Here is a 21,561-nt window from a genome sequence, read left to right as displayed (position 1 = left end):
CTCACGCGAAGGCGCCGAAGCGCCGCAGCGGCACGCGCAGCTCGTCCTGCGTGAGCGAGCCGTGCTGGCCGACCATGCCGCGCGCGGGGTCGAGCTCGTCGACGTAGATCGCCGCCCGGCCGCGCGCGGCGACGAACACGTCGCCGAGGCGCGGCGCGACCTCGGGGTGCACCTCGCCGAGCCAGCCCGCGTCGATCACCTGCTGCCGCGTCGCGACCCACGCGCCGTCGCCGAGCCACGCGCGCCAGTCGTCGGCCACCGCATCCGCCTCGCCGTCGACCTGCAGCTGCAGGCAGCGCGGCTCCCCCGCGACGTCGGTCACCCGCGCGAGCAGCTCGCGCGGCACGATGCGGTGGGCGGATGCGTCGACGTCGACCATGCCGTGGTCGGCGGTGGCGACGAGGCCCACGTCGCGCGGCAGCGTGGCGACGAGGCCCGCGACGAGGCCGTCGAGCTCCTCGAGCGCGTCGATCCAGTCGTCGGACTGCCAGCCGGACTCGTGGCCCGCGCGGTCGAGCTCGGGCACGTAGAGGTAGACGAGGCTGCGCTCGCGCGCGGCGCGCTCGGCGAGCGCGAACCGGTCGGCGAGCGTGCGCGCCCCGCGGTACTCGGCGCCCCGCAGCACCGCGCGGGTGAAGCCGCTGTCGGCGTGCTTCGCCTCGGCGACGACCACCGAGCGGGTCGACTCGAAGAGCGTCGGGCGGCGCTGCCACCGCGCCGGATCCATCGGCCCGCCCCAGTCGCGCAGCTGGTTGCGCACCCCGTGGCCGGGCACGAACGCGTCGTAGCCGACCAGCCCGTGCTCGCCGGCGAGCGCGCCCGTCGTGAGGCTCGCGAGCGACACGGCGGTCGTCGACGGGAAGCCCGCGTCGAGCGAGCCGCCCGGGGCGCCGGCGAGCGTGCGCGCGTGGCCGGCGCGCTGGCCGAGCTGCGCGGCGCCGAGGCCGTCGACGAGCAGCACGACCGCGCCCGCCACCGCAGGCAGTCCGAGCGCGTTGCGCTCGCCGCGCATCGCCTGCGCCGAGCTCGCGAGAACGTCGGCAAGGCTCCGGGATCCTGGCGCCCTGGTCGGTAGCATTCGGTCAGCCTATGACTGCCAAGCCCACCACCGAGCCCTCCGACGGCGCCGCGACCGCGGAGCGCATCGACGACATCGACGTCGCTGCCGAGATGCAGGACTCGTTCCTCGAGTACGCCTACTCCGTCATCTACGCCCGCGCGCTGCCGGACGCGCGCGACGGGCTCAAGCCCGTGCAGCGGCGCATCCTCTTCCAGATGTCCGAGATGGGGCTGCGCCCCGAGAAGGGCCACGTCAAGAGCGCGCGCGTCGTGGGCGACGTGATGGGCAAGCTGCACCCGCACGGCGACACCGCGATCTACGACGCGCTCGTGCGCCTCGCGCAGCCGTTCAGCCTGCGGCTGCCGCTCATCGACGGGCACGGCAACTTCGGCTCGCTCGACGACGGGCCCGCCGCGCCCCGCTACACCGAGGCGCGCCTCGCGGCGGCCGGTCTGTCGCTCACCGAGGGCCTCGACGAGGACGTCGTCGACTTCGTGCCCAACTACGACAACTCGTACCAGCAGCCCGACGTGCTGCCCGCCTCGTACCCGAACCTGCTCGTCAACGGCGCGAGCGGCATCGCGGTCGGCATGGCCACGAACATGGCGCCGCACAACCTCGTCGAGGTCGTGCAGGCGGCCAAGCACCTGCTCGCGCACCCCGACGCATCCGTCGCCGACCTCATGCGCCACGTGCCCGGGCCCGACCTGCCCGGCGGCGGCGTGATCGTCGGCCTCGACGGCATCCGCGAGGCGTACGAGAGCGGCCGCGGCTCGTTCCGCACGCGGGCGCGCGCGTCGGTCGAGCGGCAGGGCCGCAAGACGCAGATCGTGATCACCGAGCTGCCCTACCTCGTCGGCCCCGAGCGGATCATCGAGAAGATCAAGGACGGCGTGCAGTCGAAGAAGCTGCAGGGCCTCGCCGACGTGCAGGACCTCACCGACCGCAAGCACGGCATGCGGCTCGTGATCGGCATCAAGACGGGCTTCGACCCGGATGCCGTGCTGCAGCAGCTCTACCGCTACACCCCGCTCGAGGACGGCTTCTCGATCAACAACGTGGCGCTCGTCGAGGGCAAGCCGCAGACGCTCGGGCTCCGCGAGCTGCTGCGCGTCTACCTCGAGCACCGCGTCGGCGTCGTGCGCCGGCGCAGCGAGTACCGGCTGCAGCGCCGCCGCGACCGCCTGCACCTCGTCGAGGGCCTGCTCATCGCGGTGCTCGACATCGACGAGGTCATCCAGGTCATCCGCACCTCCGACGACGGCGAGCAGGCGCGCAGGCGGCTGCAGGACGTCTTCGACCTCACCGAGGTGCAGGCCGAGCACATCCTCGAGCTGCGGCTGCGGCGCCTGACGAAGTTCAGCCGCATCGAGCTCGAGGCCGAGCGCGACGAGCTGCTCGCCCAGATCGCCGAGCTCGAGCGCATCCTCGGCACGCAGGCGGCGCTGCACGAGGTGGTCGCGGCCGAGCTCGACGAGGTCGCCGACCGCTTCGGCACGCCCCGCCGCACGATGCTCACCGAGGCGAACGGCCAGCAGGCCGCGACCGGCCGCTCGGCGGCGGCGCGCGCGGCGGCTGCGAGCCTCGAGATCGCGGATGCGCCGACGCGCGTCGTCATGTCGGTCACGGGCCGGCTCGTGCGGGTCGACGGCGAGGAGCCCATCCCCGCGCCCGCGCGCCGCAGCCGCCACGACGCGATCCGCTCGGAGGTCGCCTCGACCACGCGCGGTGCCTTCGGGCTCGTGACGTCCTCGGGGGCCGTGCTGCGCCTGACGCCCGCCGACCTGCCCTCGGTGCCGCCCGCATCCGTCGGCCTCACCGCGGGCGTCAAGGTGCGCGACCTCGGCGCGTTCGAGCGCGGCGAGGAGGCGGTCGCGCTCATCGACCTCTCGACCGAGGAGCCGTGGCTCGTCGCGACCGCGCAGGGCATCGTCAAGCGCATCCGACCCGCCGAGCTGCGCGACCGCGACCGCGAGAGCGTCATCGCGCTGAAGCCCGGCGACCGGGTCGTGGGCATCGCGCCCGCGCCCGACGACGCCTGGATCGTGCTCATCACGACCGACGCGCAGCTGCTGCGCTTCCCCGCCGGCCAGGTGAACCCGCAGGGGCCGGGCGCCGGCGGCATGAAGGGCATCGGGCTCAAGGCGGATGCGACGGTGCGGTTCGCCGGCGCCGTGACCGACGGCGCCGAGGTCGTCACCGTCACCGAGGCCGCCGAGACGCTCGCGGGGCTCGACGAGCCGCGCGTGAAGGTCTCGGACCTCGCCGAATACCCCCCGAAGGGGCGCGGCACCGGCGGGGTGCAGGCGCACCGGCTGCTGAAGGGCGAGGTCGGGCTGAGCCTCGCGTGGGCCGGCCCTTCGCCGCTCGCGGTCGGCGCCGACGGCTCCCAGCGGCAGCTGCCGCCGGGCGGCGCGGCGCGCGCGGGCTCCGGCGTCTCGGTCGACGGCGCGATCGGCGCGGTCGGGTCGCGGCTCGGCGCGTAGCCGGCTCACCCGCGGCTCGCCAGCGCCTCACGACCCGCGACTGGGGCGGCTGCGCCCGACCGGGCACGGCGTGCCCGCCCCGGTCGTGCGCATCCGCCCCGGTCGTGCGCATCCGCCCCGGTCGGCGTCGGCGCCACGCCCCGGGCGCGCGCGGCTCAGGCGTCGATGCGGTCGCGGTCGACCTGCGACGTGACGATGAGCTCGCGCCGCGGCGCGACGTCGTTGCCCATGAGCAGCTCGAAGACCTCGCTCGCCCGCTCGGCGTCGCTGATCGTGACGCGGCGCAGGGTGCGGCGGGAGCGGTCCATCGTGGTCTCGGCGAGCTGGTCGGCGTCCATCTCGCCGAGGCCCTTGTAGCGCTGCGGCGGCTCGTGCCAGCCCTTGCCGGCCTTCTTGAGCCGCGCGAGCGTGCGGTGCAGCTCGGCGTCGGAGTAGGTGTACACGGCCTCGTCGGGCTTGCCGCGGTGCTTGACGAGCACGCGGTGCAGCGGCGGCACGGCCGCGAAGACGCGCCCCTCGTCGATGAGCGGCCGCATGTAGCGGTGGATGAGCGTGAGCAGCAGGGTGCGGATGTGGGCGCCGTCGACGTCGGCGTCCGACAGCATGATGATCTTGCCGTAGCGCGCGGCCGAGATGTCGAACGAGCGGCCGGATCCCGCCCCGATCGACTGGATGATCGCCGCGCACTCCGCGTTGGAGAGCATGTCGGCCACCGACGCCTTCTGCACGTTGAGGATCTTGCCGCGGATGGGCAGGATCGCCTGGAACTCGCTGTCGCGCGCGGGCTTCGCGGTGCCGAGCGCGCTGTCGCCCTCGACGATGAACAGCTCGGTCTGCGCGACGTCGTTCGAGCGGCAGTCGACGAGCTTCACCGGCAGCGACGACGACTCGAGCGCGCTCTTGCGCCGCGCGGTCTCCTTGAGCGAGCGCGCCGAGATGCGCGCCTTCATCTCGCTGACGACCTTCTCGAGCACCTGCGCGGCCTGCGCCTTCTCGTCGCGCTTCGACGAGGTGAGGATGGCGCCGAGCTCGCGCGCGACCACCTGGGCGACGATCTGGCGCACGGCGGGCGTGCCGAGCACCTCCTTCGTCTGGCCCTCGAACTGCGGCTCGGGCAGCCGCACCGTCACGACGGCGGTGAGGCCGGCGAGCGCGTCGTCCTTCTCCACCTTGTCGGTGCCGGCCTTGAGCTTGCGCGCGTTCGCGGCCACCTGGTCGCGGATGAGCTTCAGCAGCGACTGCTCGAAGCCGGCCAGGTGCGAGCCGCCCTTGGGCGTCGCGATGATGTTCACGAACGTCTGCACGACGGTGTCGTAGCCGGTGCCCCAGCGCAGCGCGATGTCGACCTCGCACGTGCGGTCGACCTCGCGGGTGACCATGTGCCCGGTCGCCTCGTCGAGCACCGGGATCGTCTCCTGGAAGTCGCCCTCGCCCGTCAGCCGCCAGGTCGACGTCAGCGCGGGATCGGGCGCGAGGTACTCGGCGAACTCGCTGATGCCGCCGTCGTACTTGAAGTCGTGCACGACGCGCTCGTCGGCGCGGTCGTCGATGATCTGGATCGCGAGCCCCGGCACGAGGAACGCCGTCTGGCGCGCCCGGCGCGAGAGCTCGTCGGCGAGGAAGTCGGCGCCCTTCGTGAACACCTGCGGGTCGGCCCAGTAGCGCACGCGCGTGCCCGTGACGCCCTTCGCGACCTTGCCGACCTTGCGCAGCCGCGACGCATCCACGAACGGCAGGAACGTCGCGTGCGGCGAGGGCTCTCCCTCGTCGAGGAACTCCCCCGGCTCGCCGCGGTGGAACGACATCGCCCACGTGGCGCCGTCGCGGTCGACCTCGACGTCGAGGCGCTCCGAGAGCGCGTTGACGACGGATGCGCCGACGCCGTGGAGGCCGCCGGAGGACTTGTAGGCGCCGCCGCCGAACTTGCCGCCGGCGTGCAGCTTCGTGAAGATGACCTCGACGCCCGTGAGGCCCGTGCGCGGCTCGACGTCGATCGGCAGGCCGCGGGCGGTGTCGCGCACCTCGACGGAGCCGTCGCGGTGCAGCACGACCGTGATCTCGTCGCCGTGGCCGCCGAGCGCCTCGTCGACGGAGTTGTCGATGATCTCCCACAGGCAGTGCATCAGGCCGCGCGAGTCGGTCGAGCCGATGTACATGCCCGGGCGCTTGCGCACCGCCTCGAGCCCCTCGAGCACCGTCAGGTGCCGCGCCGAGTAGTCGGATGCCGCAGCTGCCAACCGATCCCCCAATCCTCGCTCGACGCGCCCGGGCTGCAGCGGTCTGCGACCGGCCGAGTGGGCGCCGCCCGCCAGCCTAGGGCCGCGCGGGCCCGCGGAACGGCAGGGCGCGCGGCGCGGACGGGCGTTGCGCCGCTGGCGAACCGATGGCCGGATGACCGGGATCTGACAGACTCCCGTGCCACGATGGAGGTCAGGACGAAGAAGGAGGGCACCGTGAACGACACCCAGACCGCGACGCTCGAGGCCGACGAGGCGAACGCGCCGCTCAGCGCGCTCGACCGCTGCGACAGCTGCGGCGCCCAGGCATACGTCCGAGCGACCATGGCGAGCGGCACGCTGCTCTTCTGCGCGCACCACGCCGCGAAGCACCGCGAGGCGCTCGAGCCCGTCGCGCTCGTCTGGCACGACGAGAGCGCGAAGCTCGCCGAGCGCTGACGCAGACCGCGAAGCGGCCCGTCCCCTGGTGGGGCGGGCCGCTTCCGCGTAGGGGCGTTGCTCGCTACCCGCCGAAGGGGCCCTGCAGCCGCTGCAGGAAGCGCTTCGTGCGCTCGTGGCGCGGGTCGCCGAAGAGCTGCGCGGGCGCGCCCCGCTCGACGACGACGCCCTCGTCGAAGAACGACACCTCGTCGGCGACCTCGCGCGCGAAGCCGAGCTCGTGCGTGACGACCGCCATCGTCCAGCCGTCGGCGGCCAGCTCGGTCATGACCGCGAGCACCTCGCCCACGAGCTCCGGGTCGAGCGACGAGGTGGGCTCGTCGAAGAGCAGCATCGACGGCGCGAGCGCGAGCGCGCGCACGATCCCGACGCGCTGCTGCTGGCCCCCGGAGAGCGACGACGGGTAGGCGTCCGCCTTCTCGCGCAGGCCGACGCGGTCGAGCAGCGCCAGCGCATCCGCCGTGGCCTCGTCGCGGTCGCGGCCCTGCACGCGCACGGGCCCGATCGTGACGTTGCCGAGCACCGTCAGGTGCGGGAACAGGTGGTGCTGCTGGAAGACCATGGCGGATGCGCGGTGCAGCGCCGCGCGGTCGCGCCGGCCGGGCGGCCGGGCGAAGTCGATCGCGAGGTCGCCGATCCGCAGGCTCCCGGCGTCGGGCGTCTCGAGCCCGTTGAGCGAGCGGAGCACCGTCGTCTTGCCCGAGCCCGACGGGCCGATGAGCGCGTGGACGGTGCCGGGCGCGATGTCGAGGTCGACGCCGCGCAGCACGTGGTTCTCGCCGAACGACTTGTGCAGCTCGCGCGCCGACAGCAGGAGGCCGTCGGCGGCAGCGTCGGTGTGCTCAGACGGCATAGCGGTCGAGCCTCCTCTCGAGGCGGTCCTGCCCGCCGGCGAGCACGAGGCAGATGACCCAGTAGACGACGGCGGCGACGATGTAGATCGTGAGGAACTCGCCGCTCGGCGCGGCGATGCGCTGCGCGACGCGGAACAGCTCGGTGACGAGGATCACCGACGCGAGCGAGGTGTCCTTCACGAGCGAGATGAACGTGTTCGACAGCGGCGGCACCGACACGCGGGCCGCTTGCGGCAGCACGATGCGCCAGAGCGCCTGGCCGCGCGACATGCCCACCATCGCAGCCGCCTCCCACTGCCCGCGCGGGATCGAGAGGATCGCGGCGCGGATGATCTCGGCCGCGTAGCCGCCGACGTTGAGCGACAGCGCGATGATCGCGCTCGGCCAGGGGTCGAGCGTGATGCCGATCTGCGGCATGCCGTAGAAGATCACGAACAGCTGCACGAGCATCGGCGTACCGCGGATGATGGAGATGTAGCCGCGCGCGACGGCAGAGAGCCACGCGATGCCGGAGACGCGCATGAGGGCCATCCCGATCGCGATCAGGAGACCGAGCGAGAACGACGCGAGGGTGAGCGGGATGGTGCCGGTGATCGCGCCGAGGGCGATGGGCCCCAGCGAGTCGAGCACGAGCTGCCAGTTCACGACGCGAGCCTAGACGCTCGGCCCGCGCACGGACGCGGCCCCGGCGAGCGCCGGGGCCGCGGTCCGCGAGGTGCGCCCGTCACGGCTGCGAGACGTCCTCGCCGAAGTAGCGCTCCGAGATCTCGGCGAGCGTGCCGTCGGCGGCGAGCGCGGCGAGCGCCTCGTCGACCGCTGCCACGAGCGACTCGCTGCCGGCGCGGAACGCGACGGCGCTCTCGCTGACCTCCTCGGTCTCGGCGACGACCTCGAGGCCCGTCTCGCCGCCCTGGGACTGCTCGTAGTCGAGGAAGGTCAGGCGGTCGTTGATCGTGGCGTCGACGCGACCCTGGCGCAGCAGCTCGGCGGCCTGGGCGAAGCCCTCGACCTCCTCGACGTCGGCGCCCGCATCGGTGGCGACCTCGGCCCAGTTGCTCGTGAGCGACTGGGCGCTCGAGCGGCCCTCGAGCGCGTCGAAGCCGGTGATGTCGCTGTCCTCGGGCACGATCAGCACGCCCGGCGAGTAGGTGTACGGCGTGCTGAACTCGTAGCGCTCGAGGCGCTCGGGCGTGATCGAGACCTGGTTGGCGATCACGTCGAAGCGGCCGGAGTCGAGGCCCGCGAAGATCGCGTCCCACTGGGTCTCCTGGAACTCCACCTCGACGCCGAGCTCCTCCGCGACCGCGGTGATCACCTCGACGTCGTAGCCGGTCAGCTCGCCTGCCCCGCCCTCGTGGAACGAGAACGGCGAGTAGGTGCCCTCGGTGCCGACGACGAGCACGCCCGCCTCCTGCACCTGCTCGAGGGTGAGGCCGGTCGAGCTCGGCTCGCCGCTCGCGGCGGGCTCGGAGCCCGACGAGCAGCCGACGAGGGCGACGGATGCGGCGGCGAGGGCCGCGAGGACGACCGCGGGACGGGCGTGGGTCATGACTTCTCCTTCTTGGGGGCAACACTCCATGTTAGAGCACGAGCGACCCCGGAGACGACGCAGGCCGCCCCGGGGAACGGGGCGGCCTGTGCGCGCTGGATGCCGGTGCGGCCTACTCCAGGTAGTCGCGCAGCTGCTGCGAGCGCGAGGGGTGGCGCAGCTTCGCCATCGTCTTCGACTCGATCTGGCGGATGCGCTCGCGCGTCACGCCGAAGGTGTCGCCGATCTGGTCGAGCGTCTTGGGCATGCCGTCGCCGAGGCCGAAGCGCATGCGGATCACGCCCGCCTCGCGCTCCGAGAGCGAGTCGAGCAGCGACTCGAGCTGGCGCTGCAGCATCGTGAAGCCCACGGCGTCGGCTGGCACGACCGCCTCGGTGTCCTCGATCAGGTCGCCGAACTCGCTGTCGCCGTCCTCGCCGAGGGGCGTGTGCAGCGAGATGGGCTCGCGGCCGTACTTCTGCACCTCGATGACCTTCTCGGGGGTCATGTCGAGCTCGCGTGCCAGCTCCTCGGGGCTCGGCTCGCGGCCGAGGTCCTGGAGCATCTGGCGCTGCACGCGGGCGAGCTTGTTGATGACCTCGACCATGTGCACCGGGATGCGGATCGTGCGCGCCTGGTCGGCCATGGCGCGGGTGATCGCCTGGCGGATCCACCACGTCGCGTACGTGGAGAACTTGAAGCCCTTCGTGTAGTCGAACTTCTCGACCGCGCGGATGAGGCCCAGGTTGCCCTCCTGGATGAGGTCCAGGAACTGCATCCCGCGGCCGGTGTAGCGCTTCGCGAGCGAGACCACGAGACGCAGGTTGGCGCCCAGCAGGTGGCTCTTGGCGCGCTGGCCGTCGCGGGCGATGCGGGTGAGGTCGCGCTTGAGCTGCCAGTCGAGGTCGGGCTCGAGCGAGAGCTTCTCCTCGGCGAAGAGGCCCGCCTCGATGCGCATCGCGAGGTCGACCTCCTGCTCGGCGTTCAGCAGCGCGACCTTGCCGATCTGCTTCAGGTAGTCCTTGACCGGGTCGGCGGTGGCGCCGGTGATCTGGGTGGCGGCGGGCTCGTCGTCGTCGCCCGAGAGGCGCAGGGCGCCCGTCGGCAGCTTCTCGACGTGGACCTCCTCCTCCTCCTCGGCCTCGGCCTCCTCGGCGACCTCCTCGGTCTCCTCGACCTCGGGCTCGGCGGCCTTCCGGCGCCCGCCGCGCGCGGGCTTCGCGGCGGCGGCCTCGACGTCCTCCGCCTCGTCGCCCGACTTGGCGCGGGTCGCCTTCGCCTTCGCGGCAGTCGTCTTGGCGGCCGTCGTCTTCGCCGCTGCCGTCTTCGCGGCCGTGGTCTTCGCGGCGGTCGCCTTCGCGGCCGGCGCCTTGGCGGCGGTCGTCTTCGCGGCTGCGGCCTTCGCCGGCGCCTTGGCGGCGGCGGTCTTCGCGGCGGCGGTCTTCGCGGCGGCGGTCTTCGCCGGCGCCTTCGCGGCCGTCTTCGGCGCCGCCTTCGCGGCGGGAGCCTCGGCGCCGGTCGCCTGCTCGGGCTCGGCGGCCTTCGCGGTGCTGCGGCGCGAGCTCGCGGTGGTCTCCTTGGCTGGCATGCGTCCTCCGGTGGGTCTCGGGCGCCTGGCCCCGTCGTGGATCGTGCGCGATCCGGACTGAGGGCAGTCGAATGACCCATGTCAAGTCCGGCGGCGGGCGCCGGTCTCGACTGGGTCGGTCTTGACAGTATAGCGCCGCATGTGGCATGCGCATTCCCCGAGTGCCCGGAGCGCCGCCTCAGTGCCCGCGACGGCGCATCCGGCGGGCGATCGCCTGCCACACGGGCGCGACCTCTATGCCCTCCTCGCGCAGCCTCGAGCGCGTGATGCGGCGCATCCGCACCACCATCGCGAAGCCGAGCGCGAGCACGACGAACTGCGACGAGAGCGCGATGCGGAAGGCGTCCCAGTCGTAGAGCCCGACCTGCTCCCCCGCTGCGGTGCGCACCGAGTGCACGACGTCGAGGATGATGCCGACCGCCGGCATGATCGCGAACGACGCGAGGAACCCGCCGATGTTGACGACGCCGTTGGCCGAGCCGAGCACGCGCAGCGGGTTGAAGGTGCGCGCGAAGTCGAAGCCGACGGTCGAGCCCGGGCCGGCGATGCCGAGCACGACGACGAGCACGACGACGAGCCAGGTGGGCGGATGCCCGGGCCACACGAGCACGACGGCCCACGTGAGCGCGACGATGCCGACGATGCACAGCACGAGCGTCGAGCGGCGGAGCGGGAACCGCGCCGTCGCGATGCCCACGATCGGCCCGACGACCATGCCGGTGACCACCACGACCGTCATGAGCCGAGCCGCGTCGGGCTGCGAGTAGCCGAGCCCGTCGACGAGCATCGGGAAGCCCCACAGCAGCAGGAAGACGTTCGTCGAGGCGAGCAGCGAGAAGTGCGTCCAGAAGCCGAGCCGCGTGCCGGGCTGGCGGAACGCCGCCTGCAGCCGCGGCCACCAGCCCTCGGGGACGTCGATCGAGCCGGTCGCCGGCGCCCCGCCCCGGGGCGCGTCGAACACCACGAGCAGGACGAGCACGAGGATGACCGCACCCGCGACCGCGAGCGTGCCGAACGAGAGCCGCCAGCCGATCTCGTTGAGCAGCCAGACGAACGGGATGGCCGACATGAGCTGCCCGACCTGCCCCGTCGTGGCGGTCCACTGCGACATCTGCGCGACGATCGGCCCGCGGAACCACCCCGACTGCAGCCGGATGACCGAGATGAAGGTGGCGGCGTCGCCGATGCCGAGCAGCACGCGGCCGGCGATCGCGAGCGGCAGGTCCTCGGCGAGGGCCACCATCGCCTGGCCGCCGACCATGATCGCCGCACCGGAGGCGATGAGCACGCGCGGCCCGAAGCGGTCGAGCAGCACGCCGACGGGCACCTGCATCGCGGCGTAGACGCCGACCTGCACCGCGCCGAGCGTCGCGAGCAGGGTCGCGGCCACCTCGAAGCGCTCCGCGGCGGCGGGGCCGGCCACGCCGAGCGACGAGCGGTGCAGGATCGCCATCATGTAGGCGATCGCGCCGACCCCCCAGACCAGCCAGGAGCGGGCGCTGTTCATGCCAGCGGATCCGGCCCCGGCCGCCGGCGCTCCTGCAGGTAGCGCTCGAGCTCCTCGGCGATCTCGTCGGCGCTCGGCAGCGAGCCGTCCTCGTCGGTCAGCGGTGAGCGCACCGACGTCTGCGCCATGAACGCGTCGTAGCGGGCCTCGAGCGTGCGCACGACGCGCTGCAGCTCCTCGTTGGTCTCCATCTGCTGCGCGACGAGCTGCTGGAACTCGCGGTCGGCGGTGCGCAGCTCCTCCGTGCGGAAGGCGAGCGAGGTCGCGCTCGTGACGCCCTCGAGCGCGGCGAGCGCGGGCCCGGCCGAGCCGGACTCCCCCACGTAGTGCGGCACGAGCACCGTGAAGGTCGCCACGGGAGCCGTGCCCTGCAGGCGGTGCTCGATGCGGTGGATGACCGACGCGGGCACCGACGACACGGGGCGCCAGGCCGAGTACTGCTCGATCAGCTCGGTGCGGTTGCCCGAGACCGTCGAGACGAGCGGGCGCGTGTGCGGCACGGGCATGCCGATCGAGGTGATGATCGTCGTCGACGCCACCTCGAGGTGCTCGAGCAGCTCGAGCAGGGCGTCGGTGAAGCGCTCCCACATCCAGTCGGGCTCCGGGCCCGTCAGCAGCAGGAAGGGCGCGCCCGCGTCGTCCTCGACCAGCAGCACCGTGAGCGTGTGCGGCAGGTACTCCTCGATGTGGTCCTCGTTGAAGAGCATCCGCGGCCGGCGCGAGCGGTGGTCGATGAGGAGATCGGTGTCGAACTCGACGATGCCGCGGTGCGGGAGCGTGTCGAGGATCGCGGCGGCGGCGGCCTCGGCCGCGGCGCCGGCGTCGACGAAGCCGTGGATCGCGATCACGAGGTCGAGCCCGCGCGGCACCGTCTCGAGGTCCTCGAGGGCCAGTGTCAGCTCGTGCGGTTCGAACACGGCTCCAGCCTAGTGATGGGCCGCGGAGGGGGAGCCCGACGTCGCCGGTATCCTCGTGACCCATGCCCATCCCCGCGCTCTCGATCATCGCCCGCCCCGAAGACGCCACCGCCGAGCTCACCGTGCACGGCGTCACCGCCGGCGACGAGCCCGCCGCCCAGGGCTTCGACCCCGAGCTGCTCTCGGGCCTCGCCATCACCGGCAAGCGGGAGCAGGTGACCCGAGCCGTCGTCGACGGCCGTGCCGTCGCCTTCGTCGGCCTCGGCGACGACCTCTCGTCGGCACGGCTGCGCGAGGTCGCCGGCGCCGCGGTGCGCGCGCTCCGCGACGTGCCGTCGCTCGCGCTCGCGCTCCCGGTGACGACGACCGACGACGTGCTCGCGGTGCTCGAGGGCGCGGCGCTCGGCGCGTACCGCTACACCGGGCTGAAGCGCGACCAGCGGCCCGGCGTGCTCGAGATCGCCGTGGTCGCCGGCGAGGCCGAGGTGACCGAGACGGTCGTCGCCATGGCGCAGGCCGCATCGCAGGCGGTGTGGACGACGCGCGACCTCGCCAACACGCCGCCCAACCTCCTGAGCCCCGTCGAGTTCGCCGACCGCGTGGTCGCCGAGGGCGAGGCCGCGGGCCTGAGCGTCGTGGTGCGCGACGAGGAGCGGCTGCGGCGCGAGGGCTTCGGCGGCATCCTCGCCGTCGGCCAGGGCTCGAGCCGCCCGCCGCGGCTCGTCACGATCGAGCACGCGCCCGAGAACGCCACCCGCCACGTCGTGCTGGTCGGCAAGGGCATCACCTTCGACTCCGGCGGCCTCTCGCTGAAGCCCGCCGCGTCGATGCAGCACATGAAGTACGACATGACCGGGGCCGCGACGGTGCACGCCGTCGTCGTCGCCGCGGCGGCGCTCCAACTGCCCATCCGCATCACCGCGCACCTGTGCCTCGCCGAGAACCTCGTCTCGTCGACGTCGACGCGCCCCGACGACGTCATCACCATGCGCGGCGGCACCACCGTCGAGGTGACGAACACCGACGCCGAGGGGCGCCTCGTGATGGCCGACGGGCTCGTGCTCGCGAGCGAGGCGATGCCCGACGCGATCATCGACGTCGCGACGCTCACCGGCGCCCAGCAGATCGCGCTCGGCAACCGCGTCAGCGGCGTGATGGGCAACGACGACGCGTTCGTCGACGCCGTCCTGCGCGCGGGCCGCGAGGTGGGCGAGCAGCTGTGGCCCATGCCCATCCCCGAGGAGATGCTGCCGATGCTCGACTCGGAGGTCGCCGACCTCGCGAACGCCAAGGTCGGCAACCGCGCCGGCGGCATGCTGCTGGCGGCAGCCTTCCTCGCGGAGTTCATCGGCGAGCGCGACGGCGCGCGCATCCCGTGGGCGCACCTCGACATCGCCGGCCCCTCGACGAACACCGGCTCCGCCTTCGGGTTCACGCCGGTGGGCGCGACGGGCGTGACCGCGCGCGGGCTGCTGCGCATGCTGTCGAAGATGTCGCGCTCGGCCGAGTGATCGACGAACTCCGAGGTGCTTCCGACTAGGCTGGCACGGGCAAGAACTGCCCTGCACCGCCGCGCCCACCGGCGCGGCGACGAAGGATCATAAGGAGCGAGTGCGTGTCCGATCAGAGCTTTGACATCGTCGTCCTGGGCGGAGGCAGCGCGGGCTACGCCGTGGCGCTGCGCGCCGTGCAGCTCGGCAAGACCGTCGCGATCGTCGAGAAGGACAAGCTCGGCGGCACCTGCCTGCACAAGGGCTGCGTGCCCACGAAGGCGATGCTGCACTCGGCCGAGGTCGCCGACGTCGTGCGCGACTCCGAGGAGGCGGGCGTCGACGCGGAGCTCAAGGGCATCGACATCCAGCGCGTGACCGCGTTCCGCGAGGGCATCGTCTCCAAGAAGTTCAAGGGCCTGCAGGGCCTCATCAAGGCCAAGGGCATCCCGGTGTTCGAGGGCGAGGGCAAGCTCACCTCCCCCACGACCGTGCAGGTCGGCGACCAGACCCTCACCGGCTCGAGCATCGTGCTCGCGACCGGCTCCTACCCGAAGACCCTCCCGGGCCTCGAGATCACCGGCAACGTCATCACGAGCGAGCAGGCGCTGCAGCTCGACTGGATCCCGCAGCGCGCGGCGATCCTCGGCGGCGGCGTGATCGGCGTCGAGTTCGCGAGCGTCTGGCGCTCCTTCGGCGTCGAGGTCACGATCATCGAGGGCCTCCCCCACCTCGTCCCGAACGAGGAGGAGTCGGTCTCGAAGCAGTTCGAGCGCGCCTACAAGAAGCGCGGCATCCAGTTCAAGCTCGGCGCGCGCTTCTCCGGCGTCACGCAGGACGACTCGGGCGTGCACGTCTCGCTCGAGAGCGGCGAGACGATCGACGCCGACCTGCTGCTCGTCGCCGTCGGCCGCGGCCCCGTCACGGCCGGCCTCGGCTACGAGGAGGTCGGCGTACAGCTCGACCGCGGCTTCGTCACGGTCGACGAGCGCCTGCAGACCTCCGTGCCCGGCGTCTACGCCGTCGGCGACATCGTCCCGGGCCTGCAGCTCGCGCACCGCGGCTACCAGCAGGGCATCTTCGTCGCCGAGGAGATCGCGGGCCTGTCGCCGCGGCTCGTCGACGACCGCAACATCCCGAAGGTCACCTACTCCGACCCCGAGGTCGCATCCATCGGCTACACCGAGGCGAAGGCCAAGGAGGAGTTCGGCGACGACAAGGTCGAGAGCTACGAGTACTCGCTGGGCGGCAACGCCAAGAGCGAGATCGTCGGCACGACGGGCAGCGTGAAGGCGGTGCGCGTCAAGGACGGCCCCGTGGTCGGCGTGCACATGATCGGCCGCCGCGTCGGCGAGCTGATCGGCGAGGCGCAGCTGATCGTCAACTGGGAGGCGTACCCGGAGGATGTCTCGCAGCTGATCCACGCGCACCCGACGCAGCACGAGTCCCTCGGCGAGACGATGCTGAAGCTCGCCGGCACGCCCCTCCACGCCATCTGATCGAGCCACAGGAGATCACCGCATGACTGACATCCAGCTTCCCGCCCTCGGCGAGAGCGTCACCGAGGGCACGATCACCCGCTGGCTCAAGGCCGTGGGCGACGAGGTCGCGGTCGACGAGCCCATCGTCGAGGTCTCGACCGACAAGGTCGACACCGAGGTGCCCTCGCCCGTCGCCGGCACCATCACCGAGATCCTGGCCGACGAGGACGACACCGTGGAGGTCGGCGCGGTCATCGCGCGCGTCGGCGACGCCGGCGACGCGCCGGTCGAGCAGGCCCCTGCCGAGGAGGCGCCGGCCGAGCAGGCCCCTGCCGAGGAGGCTCCGGCCGAGGAGCCCGCCGCCGAGACCGCCACCGAGGGCACCGACCCCGAGGCGGACCAGGAGGCCGACGAGGAGTCGGCCGCCGAGGCGCAGGAGTCCCCCTCGCAGGAGGCGGAGCAGGCCGAGGAGGCCCCGCAGCAGGCGCCCGCGGCCGAGGCGAAGCCCTCAGCGGGCGGCGGCACCGACATCACGCTCCCCGCGCTCGGCGAGAGCGTCACCGAGGGCACGATCACCCGCTGGCTCAAGGCCGTGGGCGACGAGGTCGCGGTCGACGAGCCCATCGTCGAGGTCTCGACCGACAAGGTCGACACCGAGGTGCCCTCGCCCGTCGCCGGCACCATCACCGAGCTGCTCGCCGACGAGGACGACACCGTCGACGTCGGCGCCGTCATCGCCCGCGTGGGCGGAGCGGCGGCCGCGCCGGCCGACGAGCCGAAGGCCGACGAGCCGCCGGCCGACGCCGACGGCTCCGCGCAGGCGCAGGACGCAGCACCGGCCCCGCAGGCCGAGCCCGCCGAGCCCTCCACCGAGCAGCCCGAGCCCGCCAAGGCTCCCGAGGCCGAGGCACCGAAGGCGGAGGCGCCCAAGGCTGAGCCGAAGGCCGAGGAGCCGAAGGCAGCGCCCGCGCAGCCTGCCGCACCCAAGGCACCGGCAGCGCCGGCTCCGGCAGCCCCCGCGCCCGCGGCTCCGGCCGCCGCGGCACCGGCAGCACCGGCGCAGGCAGCACCGGCGCAGGCAGCACCGGCGCCGAGCTCCTCCGGCTCGCCGTACGTCACGCCCATCGTGCGCAAGCTCGCGAACGAGCGCGGCGTGGACCTGGCGAGCCTGACCGGCTCCGGCGTGGGCGGGCGCATCCGCAAGGAGGACGTGCTGGCCGCCGCCGAGGCGAAGCCCACCGAGGCACCGGCTGCGGCCGAGGCCCCCGCGGCATCCGCCGCCGAGGTAGAGGTGTCGCCGCTGCGCGGCACCACGGCGCCGATGTCGCGGCTGCGCAAGGTCGTGGCGAAGCGCGCGGTCGAGTCGATGCAGACGCTCGCCCAGCTCACCACCGTGGTCGAGGTCGACGTGACGAAGGTCGCGAAGCTCCGCGATGCCAAGAAGGCGGCCTTCCAGGAGGAGACCGGGCAGAAGCTGACGTTCCTGCCGTTCTTCACGCAGGCGGCGGTCGAGGCGCTCAAGTCTCACCCGCTGATCAACGCCACAGACGACGGCGAGCAGATCACCTACCCCGACACCGAGAACCTCTCGATGGCGGTCGACACCGAGCGGGGCCTGCTGACCCCGGTCATCCGCGACGCGGGCTCGAAGAGCATCCGCGAGCTGACGGCCGAGATCGCCGACCTCGCGCAGCGCACCCGCGACAACAAGCTGAGCCCCGACGAGCTCGCCGGCGGCACGTTCACGCTGACGAACACGGGCTCGCGCGGCGCGCTGTTCGACACGCCGGTCGTCTTCCAGCCGCAGCGCGCCATCCTCGGCGTCGGCACGGTCGTGAAGCGCCCCGTGGTCGTGCAGGTCGACGGCCAGGACTCGATCGCGGTCCGCTCGATGGTGTTCCTCGCCCTGTCGTACGACCACCGCATCATCGACGGCGCCGACGCGGCCCGCTACCTCGGCCAGGTCAAGGCCCGGCTCGAGGAGGGCGCCTTCGAGGTCTAGCCAGACCCCGGCTGCGCCGACCACGCGTCGCGCAGCACCCAACCGGCCTCGGTGCTCATCGCGAGCACCGAGGCCGGTGCCGTCTCGGAGACCACCCGCAGCAGCCACGCGTCGCCCAGCCGCTGCGCGACCTCGAGGCGCCCGTCGTCGGGCATCCGCCACGGCTCGTCGGCGACGAGCTGCGGGCTGTCGGCCTCGTGCAGCCCGACGAGGCACGCGGCGTCGCCGGCGTCGAGGCACGCCTCCCGCTCGGCCAGCAGGGCAGCCGCTCCCGCGAGCGGATCCGCAGTCGCGGCGCCGGCTGCTGCATCGGCGGCATGGGGCGCGTCGGGCGCGCGAGGCGGATCGGTCGGCGCGGTGATCGCGGGCTCGGTCGACGCGGTCGCGGCAGGGGCATCGTCGGACGGGGCGCCTGCGCCGGCCGAGCCCGCCGGCAGCGCGAGCCCGAGCGCGATCGCGCCGGCGACGGCGCTCGCGACCGCGACCGCCCAGAACCTCGGGCGCACCGAGCCGGCAGCCCCGCGTGCGCGCTCGAGCAGCGGGCCGCCCCGTGCCGCCGCGCGGTCGAGCAGCAGCGCGGCCCGCGACCAGAGCGCGTCGACGCCACCCGCGCGGTCGCGGCGGCGCATCCCGGCTCCGTGCCTCTGGACGCCGCGCACTCCGGCGCGATGCTCGTGCTCGCCGCGCGCGGACGGCGGGTCGAGCGCGAGCGGCAGCGCGGGCCAGGCCGCGAGCAGCGCTTCGCCCGCGGCAGCGAGGTCGCGCCGCTCGAGGGCGGTCTCGACCGCCGCCGGCAGCGCGGCGCCGGCCGCCTCGACGACGGTCGCCGCGAGGCGCCGCCACGCGTCGGCATCCGCGGCGACCGCGGGGCTCGCGTCGCGCCACGCCTCGGTCGGCCTCGCCGTCTCGACCCGCGCGCCCGCCGCGAGCAGGAGCGGGGCGCCGTCGGGATCGAGCCGCACGTCCTGCGCGCCGAACCCGTCGACGGCGGCGCCGACCGCGTGCAGTGCGGCCAGCGCGGCCGCGACCGGCGCGAGCGCCGTCACCGCCTCTCCGGGCGCGGGCGCGCCGCGCTGCACCAGCCAGACGGCCAGGTCGCGCGGCAGCAGCGGGCGGATGACCACCGCTCCCCCGTCGGTCGCGACGTCGAGGATGGGCACGAGGTGCGGATGCGCGGCGGCCAGCACCGCCTCGGTCTCCCTGGCGAGCGCGTCGTCGGCGCCCGCCCGGCTGCGATGCACCTCGACCGCCGCGCCCGACGCATCCGCCGCCACCCACGCCTCGCGCTCGCCGTCGTGCCGCAGCGCCCGCACCAGCTGCAGCCCGGCGATCGTCGCCGGCCCCGTCGCTCCCTCGTCGTCCACGGCCGCGACCATGCCACCGGGGCGCGCGGCGCCGGGGCCTGCGCGCGACCGCCTGTGGAGAGCGGGCCGCTCCCGCGCCGGTATCCTGGACGGCATGGCACGCGACAGCGAGAAGGAGCCCGGCAGGCTCAAGACGATGTGGTCGATCTTCCAGATGACCCGCAGGAACGACCGGGCCGCGCTGCCGCTGATGCTGCTGGCGCTCCTGGGCCCGATCGCACTCGTCACGGTGCTCGCGATCGCGCTGCGCCAGGACCCGCTGTTCCTCGTGCTCTGGATCATCTCCGGCGTGCTCATCGGCCTGATGCTGATGATGATGATGCTCACCTGGCGGGCCGAGAAGATCGCGTTCGCGCAGATCGAGGGCCGCCCCGGCGCCGTCGGCGCCGTGCTGAAGAACGGCCTGCGCGGCAACTGGACGACGAGCGAGATGCCCGTCGCCGTGAACCCGCGCACGCAGGACGCGATCTACCGCGCCGTCGGCAAGCCCGGCGTCGTGCTCATCGCGGAGGGGCCGCGCGAGCGCGTCGCCCGCCTGCTCGCCGACGAGCAGCGCAAGGTCAAGCGGATCGTGCCGAACGTGCCGATCCACGTCGTCGAGATCGGCCCCGACTCGACCACGCCGCTGCGCCGCCTGACGCGCACGATGCGCCGCCTGAAGCGCACGCTGTCGCGCGCCGAGGTGATGGCGGTCGCGAACCGGCTCACGTCGCTCGGCCAGGCGAACCTGCCCATCCCCAAGGGCATCGACCCGCGCAGGGTGCGGCCCGGCCGCCCCCGCTGACGTAACACCGCCGAAACATCGGCGTCACCGGCGGGCAACGGCTCCTGCGTAGCGTCGAAGGCACGGCATTCGCCCACCCCCAACCGCAAGTCAGGAGCATCATGTTCAAGGATTCCTCCGAGGTCCTCGCCTACATCAAGGACGAGGAGGTGAAGTTCCTCGACATCCGCTTCACCGACCTGCCGGGCGTGCAGCAGCACTTCAACATCCCCGCGTCGACGGTCGACGAGGAGTTCTTCACGGTCGGCCAGCTGTTCGACGGCTCGTCGATCCGCGGCTTCGCGAACATCCACGAGTCCGACATGCAGCTCATCCCGGACGTGACGACCGCGTACGTCGACCCCTTCCGCGAGCACAAGACGCTCGTGATGATCTTCGACATCTACAACCCGCGCACGGGCGAGATCTACCACCGCGACCCGCGCCAGGTCGCGCACAAGGCGGAGCAGTACCTCGCCTCGACCGGCATCGCCGACACCGCGTTCTTCGCGCCCGAGGCGGAGTTCTACATCTTCGACGACGTGCGCTACTCGGTGACGCAGAACCAGTCGTTCTACTCGGTCGACTCCGAGGAGGGCGCCTGGAACACCGGTCGCGTCGAGGAGGGCGGCAACCTCGCCAACAAGACCCCGTACAAGGGCGGCTACTTCCCCGTCTCGCCGGTCGACAAGCAGGCCGACCTGCGCGACGACATCGTGCTGAAGCTCGAGGCGATCGGCCTGCAGGTCGAGCGCAGCCACCACGAGGTCGGCACCGGCGGCCAGGCCGAGATCAACTACCGCTTCAACACGATGGTGAAGGCGGCCGACGAGATCCTCGCCTTCAAGTACATCGTGAAGAACACGGCCGAGGAGTGGGGCAAGACGGCGACGTTCATGCCGAAGCCGCTCTTCGGCGACAACGGCTCGGGCATGCACACGCACCAGTCGCTGTGGCTCGACGGCAAGCCGCTCTTCTTCGACGAGAACGGCTACGGCAACCTCTCCGACGTCGCCCGCTGGTACATCGGCGGCCTGCTCGCGCACGCGCCGGCGGTCCTCGCGTTCACGAACCCGTCGATCAACTCGTACCACCGCCTCGTGAAGGGCTTCGAGGCGCCGGTCAACCTGGTCTACTCGGCCGGCAACCGCTCGGCGGCCATCCGCATCCCCATCACCGGCTCGAACCCGAAGGCGAAGCGCATCGAGTTCCGCGCTCCCGACGCCGCGTCGAACCCGTACCTCGCGTTCGCCGCGCAGATGATGGCCGGCCTCGACGGCATCAAGAACCGCATCGAGCCGCACGAGCCGGTCGACAAGGACCTCTACGAGCTGCCGCCCGAGGAGGCCAAGGACATCCCCCAGGTGCCCGGCACGCTCGAGGAGGCGCTCGTCGCGCTCGAGCAGGACCACGAGTTCCTCCTCGAGGGCAACGTGTTCACGAAGGACCTGATCGACACCTGGATCGCGTACAAGCGCGAGCACGAGATCCTGCCGATGGCGCAGCGTCCGCACCCGTTCGAGTTCGAGCTCTACTACGGGGTCTGACGCCGTCGCGGCGCACTGACGGGGGCCGGGTTCCTTGGGGGGACCCGGCCCCTCTATGCGCTCAGAGCGCGACGGCCTCGCCGCAGATGCCGCACGCCTCGAGCTCGCGGCGGCGCCACCGGGCGATGGGGATGAAGAACAGCGTGAACTGCTGGAAGGTCTGCACCCGCGACCAGACGGTCGTGTTGCCGCAGCGCGGGCACGTGCGCGTCGCGCCCGGGCCGAGGTCGCGCTGCTTGCCGCCGAAGCCGAAGATGAAGAGCATCGCGCCAGGATAGGCGCCGCTCCTCGACGCCGGC

Annotated in this window: 17 protein-coding genes; 7 read left to right on the top strand and 10 right to left on the bottom strand. The window is 72.9% G+C overall.

The annotated features are described in order from the left end of the window. Position 1: 1 nt before the first annotated feature. Complete coding sequence (locus J2X49_RS08555) at positions 2 to 1,012, bottom strand: alkaline phosphatase family protein (protein WP_310124992.1); 1,011 nt, start codon at positions 1,010 to 1,012, stop codon at positions 2 to 4. Between the two features lie 77 nt (positions 1,013 to 1,089). Between J2X49_RS08555 and J2X49_RS08550 the strand changes: the two genes are divergently transcribed. Next, on the top strand, positions 1,090 to 3,546 hold the full coding sequence (locus tag J2X49_RS08550) for a DNA topoisomerase IV subunit A (protein ID WP_310124989.1): 2,457 nt from the start codon (positions 1,090 to 1,092) through the stop codon (positions 3,544 to 3,546). A 155-nt stretch (positions 3,547 to 3,701) separates the two neighbouring features. On the opposite strand, the gene J2X49_RS08545 is transcribed toward J2X49_RS08550, so the two are convergent. Next, the gene (locus tag J2X49_RS08545; RefSeq protein ID WP_310124986.1) at positions 3,702 to 5,783 is read right to left on the bottom strand and encodes a DNA topoisomerase IV subunit B; all 2,082 of its coding nucleotides are present in this window, start codon (positions 5,781 to 5,783) and stop codon (positions 3,702 to 3,704) included. Between the two features lie 216 nt (positions 5,784 to 5,999). Between J2X49_RS08545 and J2X49_RS08540 the strand changes: the two genes are divergently transcribed. Then, positions 6,000 to 6,221 carry a hypothetical protein gene (locus tag J2X49_RS08540; RefSeq protein WP_128190644.1) on the top strand — a complete coding sequence of 74 codons (222 nt, stop codon included), beginning with the start codon at positions 6,000 to 6,002 and terminating at the stop codon, positions 6,219 to 6,221. Positions 6,222 to 6,285: 64 nt separating this feature from the next. On the opposite strand, the gene J2X49_RS08535 is transcribed toward J2X49_RS08540, so the two are convergent. The 6 genes from J2X49_RS08535 to J2X49_RS08510 form a co-directional block, all read right to left on the bottom strand. Then, positions 6,286 to 7,074, bottom strand: a complete 789-nt coding sequence (locus tag J2X49_RS08535; protein ID WP_310124981.1) for an amino acid ABC transporter ATP-binding protein — start codon at positions 7,072 to 7,074, stop codon at positions 6,286 to 6,288. Then, on the bottom strand, positions 7,064 to 7,720 hold the full coding sequence (locus J2X49_RS08530) for an ABC transporter permease subunit (RefSeq protein ID WP_310124977.1): 657 nt from the start codon (positions 7,718 to 7,720) through the stop codon (positions 7,064 to 7,066). The genes J2X49_RS08535 and J2X49_RS08530 overlap by 11 nt, the downstream gene beginning before the upstream one ends. 79 nt (positions 7,721 to 7,799) lie before the next feature. Continuing rightward, positions 7,800 to 8,624 (bottom strand): amino acid ABC transporter substrate-binding protein, encoded by an 825-nt coding sequence (locus J2X49_RS08525; protein ID WP_310124974.1) that lies wholly within the window; start codon positions 8,622 to 8,624, stop codon positions 7,800 to 7,802. 112 nt (positions 8,625 to 8,736) lie between these two features. After that, positions 8,737 to 10,191, bottom strand: coding sequence for an RNA polymerase sigma factor (locus J2X49_RS08520; protein ID WP_310124971.1), 1,455 nt, complete (start codon positions 10,189 to 10,191; stop codon positions 8,737 to 8,739). A gap of 178 nt (positions 10,192 to 10,369) precedes the next feature. Continuing rightward, the gene (locus tag J2X49_RS08515) at positions 10,370 to 11,698 is read right to left on the bottom strand and encodes a nitrate/nitrite transporter (protein WP_128190496.1); all 1,329 of its coding nucleotides are present in this window, start codon (positions 11,696 to 11,698) and stop codon (positions 10,370 to 10,372) included. After that, positions 11,695 to 12,615, bottom strand: a complete 921-nt coding sequence (locus tag J2X49_RS08510) for a PAC2 family protein (protein WP_310124968.1) — start codon at positions 12,613 to 12,615, stop codon at positions 11,695 to 11,697. The genes J2X49_RS08515 and J2X49_RS08510 overlap by 4 nt, the downstream gene beginning before the upstream one ends. 62 nt (positions 12,616 to 12,677) lie before the next feature. Between J2X49_RS08510 and J2X49_RS08505 the strand changes: the two genes are divergently transcribed. The 3 genes from J2X49_RS08505 to sucB all read left to right on the top strand — a co-directional run bounded on the left by J2X49_RS08505 (position 12,678) and on the right by sucB (position 17,588). Next, positions 12,678 to 14,126 (top strand): leucyl aminopeptidase, encoded by a 1,449-nt coding sequence (locus J2X49_RS08505; RefSeq protein ID WP_310124966.1) that lies wholly within the window; start codon positions 12,678 to 12,680, stop codon positions 14,124 to 14,126. 104 nt (positions 14,127 to 14,230) lie between these two features. Next, positions 14,231 to 15,604 carry a dihydrolipoyl dehydrogenase gene (lpdA, locus tag J2X49_RS08500; protein ID WP_310124964.1) on the top strand — a complete coding sequence of 458 codons (1,374 nt, stop codon included), beginning with the start codon at positions 14,231 to 14,233 and terminating at the stop codon, positions 15,602 to 15,604. 22 nt (positions 15,605 to 15,626) lie between these two features. After that, on the top strand, positions 15,627 to 17,588 hold the full coding sequence (gene sucB / locus J2X49_RS08495; RefSeq protein WP_310124961.1) for a 2-oxoglutarate dehydrogenase, E2 component, dihydrolipoamide succinyltransferase: 1,962 nt from the start codon (positions 15,627 to 15,629) through the stop codon (positions 17,586 to 17,588). Here sucB and J2X49_RS08490 read toward each other — a convergent pair. Then, positions 17,585 to 18,952 carry a hypothetical protein gene (locus tag J2X49_RS08490; RefSeq protein ID WP_310124959.1) on the bottom strand — a complete coding sequence of 456 codons (1,368 nt, stop codon included), beginning with the start codon at positions 18,950 to 18,952 and terminating at the stop codon, positions 17,585 to 17,587. The two genes, sucB and J2X49_RS08490, sit on opposite strands and share 4 nt — an antisense overlap. A 94-nt stretch (positions 18,953 to 19,046) precedes the next feature. Here J2X49_RS08490 and J2X49_RS08485 point away from each other — a divergent pair, with 94 nt between their 5' ends. Both J2X49_RS08485 and glnA read left to right on the top strand, forming a co-directional pair. Next, entirely contained in the window at positions 19,047 to 19,736 is a 690-nt protein-coding gene (locus J2X49_RS08485) for a DUF4191 family protein (RefSeq protein WP_310124957.1), read from the top strand. Between the two features lie 101 nt (positions 19,737 to 19,837). After that, positions 19,838 to 21,262 (top strand): type I glutamate--ammonia ligase, encoded by a 1,425-nt coding sequence (gene glnA / locus J2X49_RS08480; RefSeq protein ID WP_310124954.1) that lies wholly within the window; start codon positions 19,838 to 19,840, stop codon positions 21,260 to 21,262. Between the two features lie 61 nt (positions 21,263 to 21,323). On the opposite strand, the gene J2X49_RS08475 is transcribed toward glnA, so the two are convergent. Beyond that, the gene (locus tag J2X49_RS08475) at positions 21,324 to 21,527 is read right to left on the bottom strand and encodes a zinc-ribbon domain-containing protein (protein WP_310124951.1); all 204 of its coding nucleotides are present in this window, start codon (positions 21,525 to 21,527) and stop codon (positions 21,324 to 21,326) included. Positions 21,528 to 21,561 lie beyond the last annotated feature (34 nt).

This window comes from Agrococcus sp. BE272, from assembly GCF_031457935.1.
Lineage (GTDB): Bacteria > Actinomycetota > Actinomycetes > Actinomycetales > Microbacteriaceae > Agrococcus > Agrococcus sediminis.
The sequence above is the reverse complement of the archived record's forward strand: the minus strand, read 5'-3'. Positions and strand labels throughout refer to the sequence as shown.

Bases quoted from the DNA above. Each gene is read 5' to 3' on its own strand.
- J2X49_RS08555 (WP_310124992.1), bottom strand. From the start codon at position 1,012: ATGCGCGGCGAGCGCAACGCGCTCGGACTGCCTGCGGTGGCGGGCGCG.
- J2X49_RS08550 (WP_310124989.1), top strand. From the start codon at position 1,090: ATGACTGCCAAGCCCACCACCGAGCCCTCCGACGGCGCCGCGACCGCG.
- J2X49_RS08535 (WP_310124981.1), bottom strand. From the start codon at position 7,074: ATGCCGTCTGAGCACACCGACGCTGCCGCCGACGGCCTCCTGCTGTCG.
- J2X49_RS08525 (WP_310124974.1), bottom strand. From the start codon at position 8,624: ATGACCCACGCCCGTCCCGCGGTCGTCCTCGCGGCCCTCGCCGCCGCA.
- J2X49_RS08520 (WP_310124971.1), bottom strand. From the start codon at position 10,191: ATGCCAGCCAAGGAGACCACCGCGAGCTCGCGCCGCAGCACCGCGAAG.
- J2X49_RS08515 (WP_128190496.1), bottom strand. From the start codon at position 11,698: ATGAACAGCGCCCGCTCCTGGCTGGTCTGGGGGGTCGGCGCGATCGCC.
- J2X49_RS08505 (WP_310124966.1), top strand. From the start codon at position 12,678: ATGCCCATCCCCGCGCTCTCGATCATCGCCCGCCCCGAAGACGCCACC.
- sucB (WP_310124961.1), top strand. From the start codon at position 15,627: ATGACTGACATCCAGCTTCCCGCCCTCGGCGAGAGCGTCACCGAGGGC.
- J2X49_RS08485 (WP_310124957.1), top strand. From the start codon at position 19,047: ATGGCACGCGACAGCGAGAAGGAGCCCGGCAGGCTCAAGACGATGTGG.
- glnA (WP_310124954.1), top strand. From the start codon at position 19,838: ATGTTCAAGGATTCCTCCGAGGTCCTCGCCTACATCAAGGACGAGGAG.
- J2X49_RS08475 (WP_310124951.1), bottom strand. From the start codon at position 21,527: ATGCTCTTCATCTTCGGCTTCGGCGGCAAGCAGCGCGACCTCGGCCCG.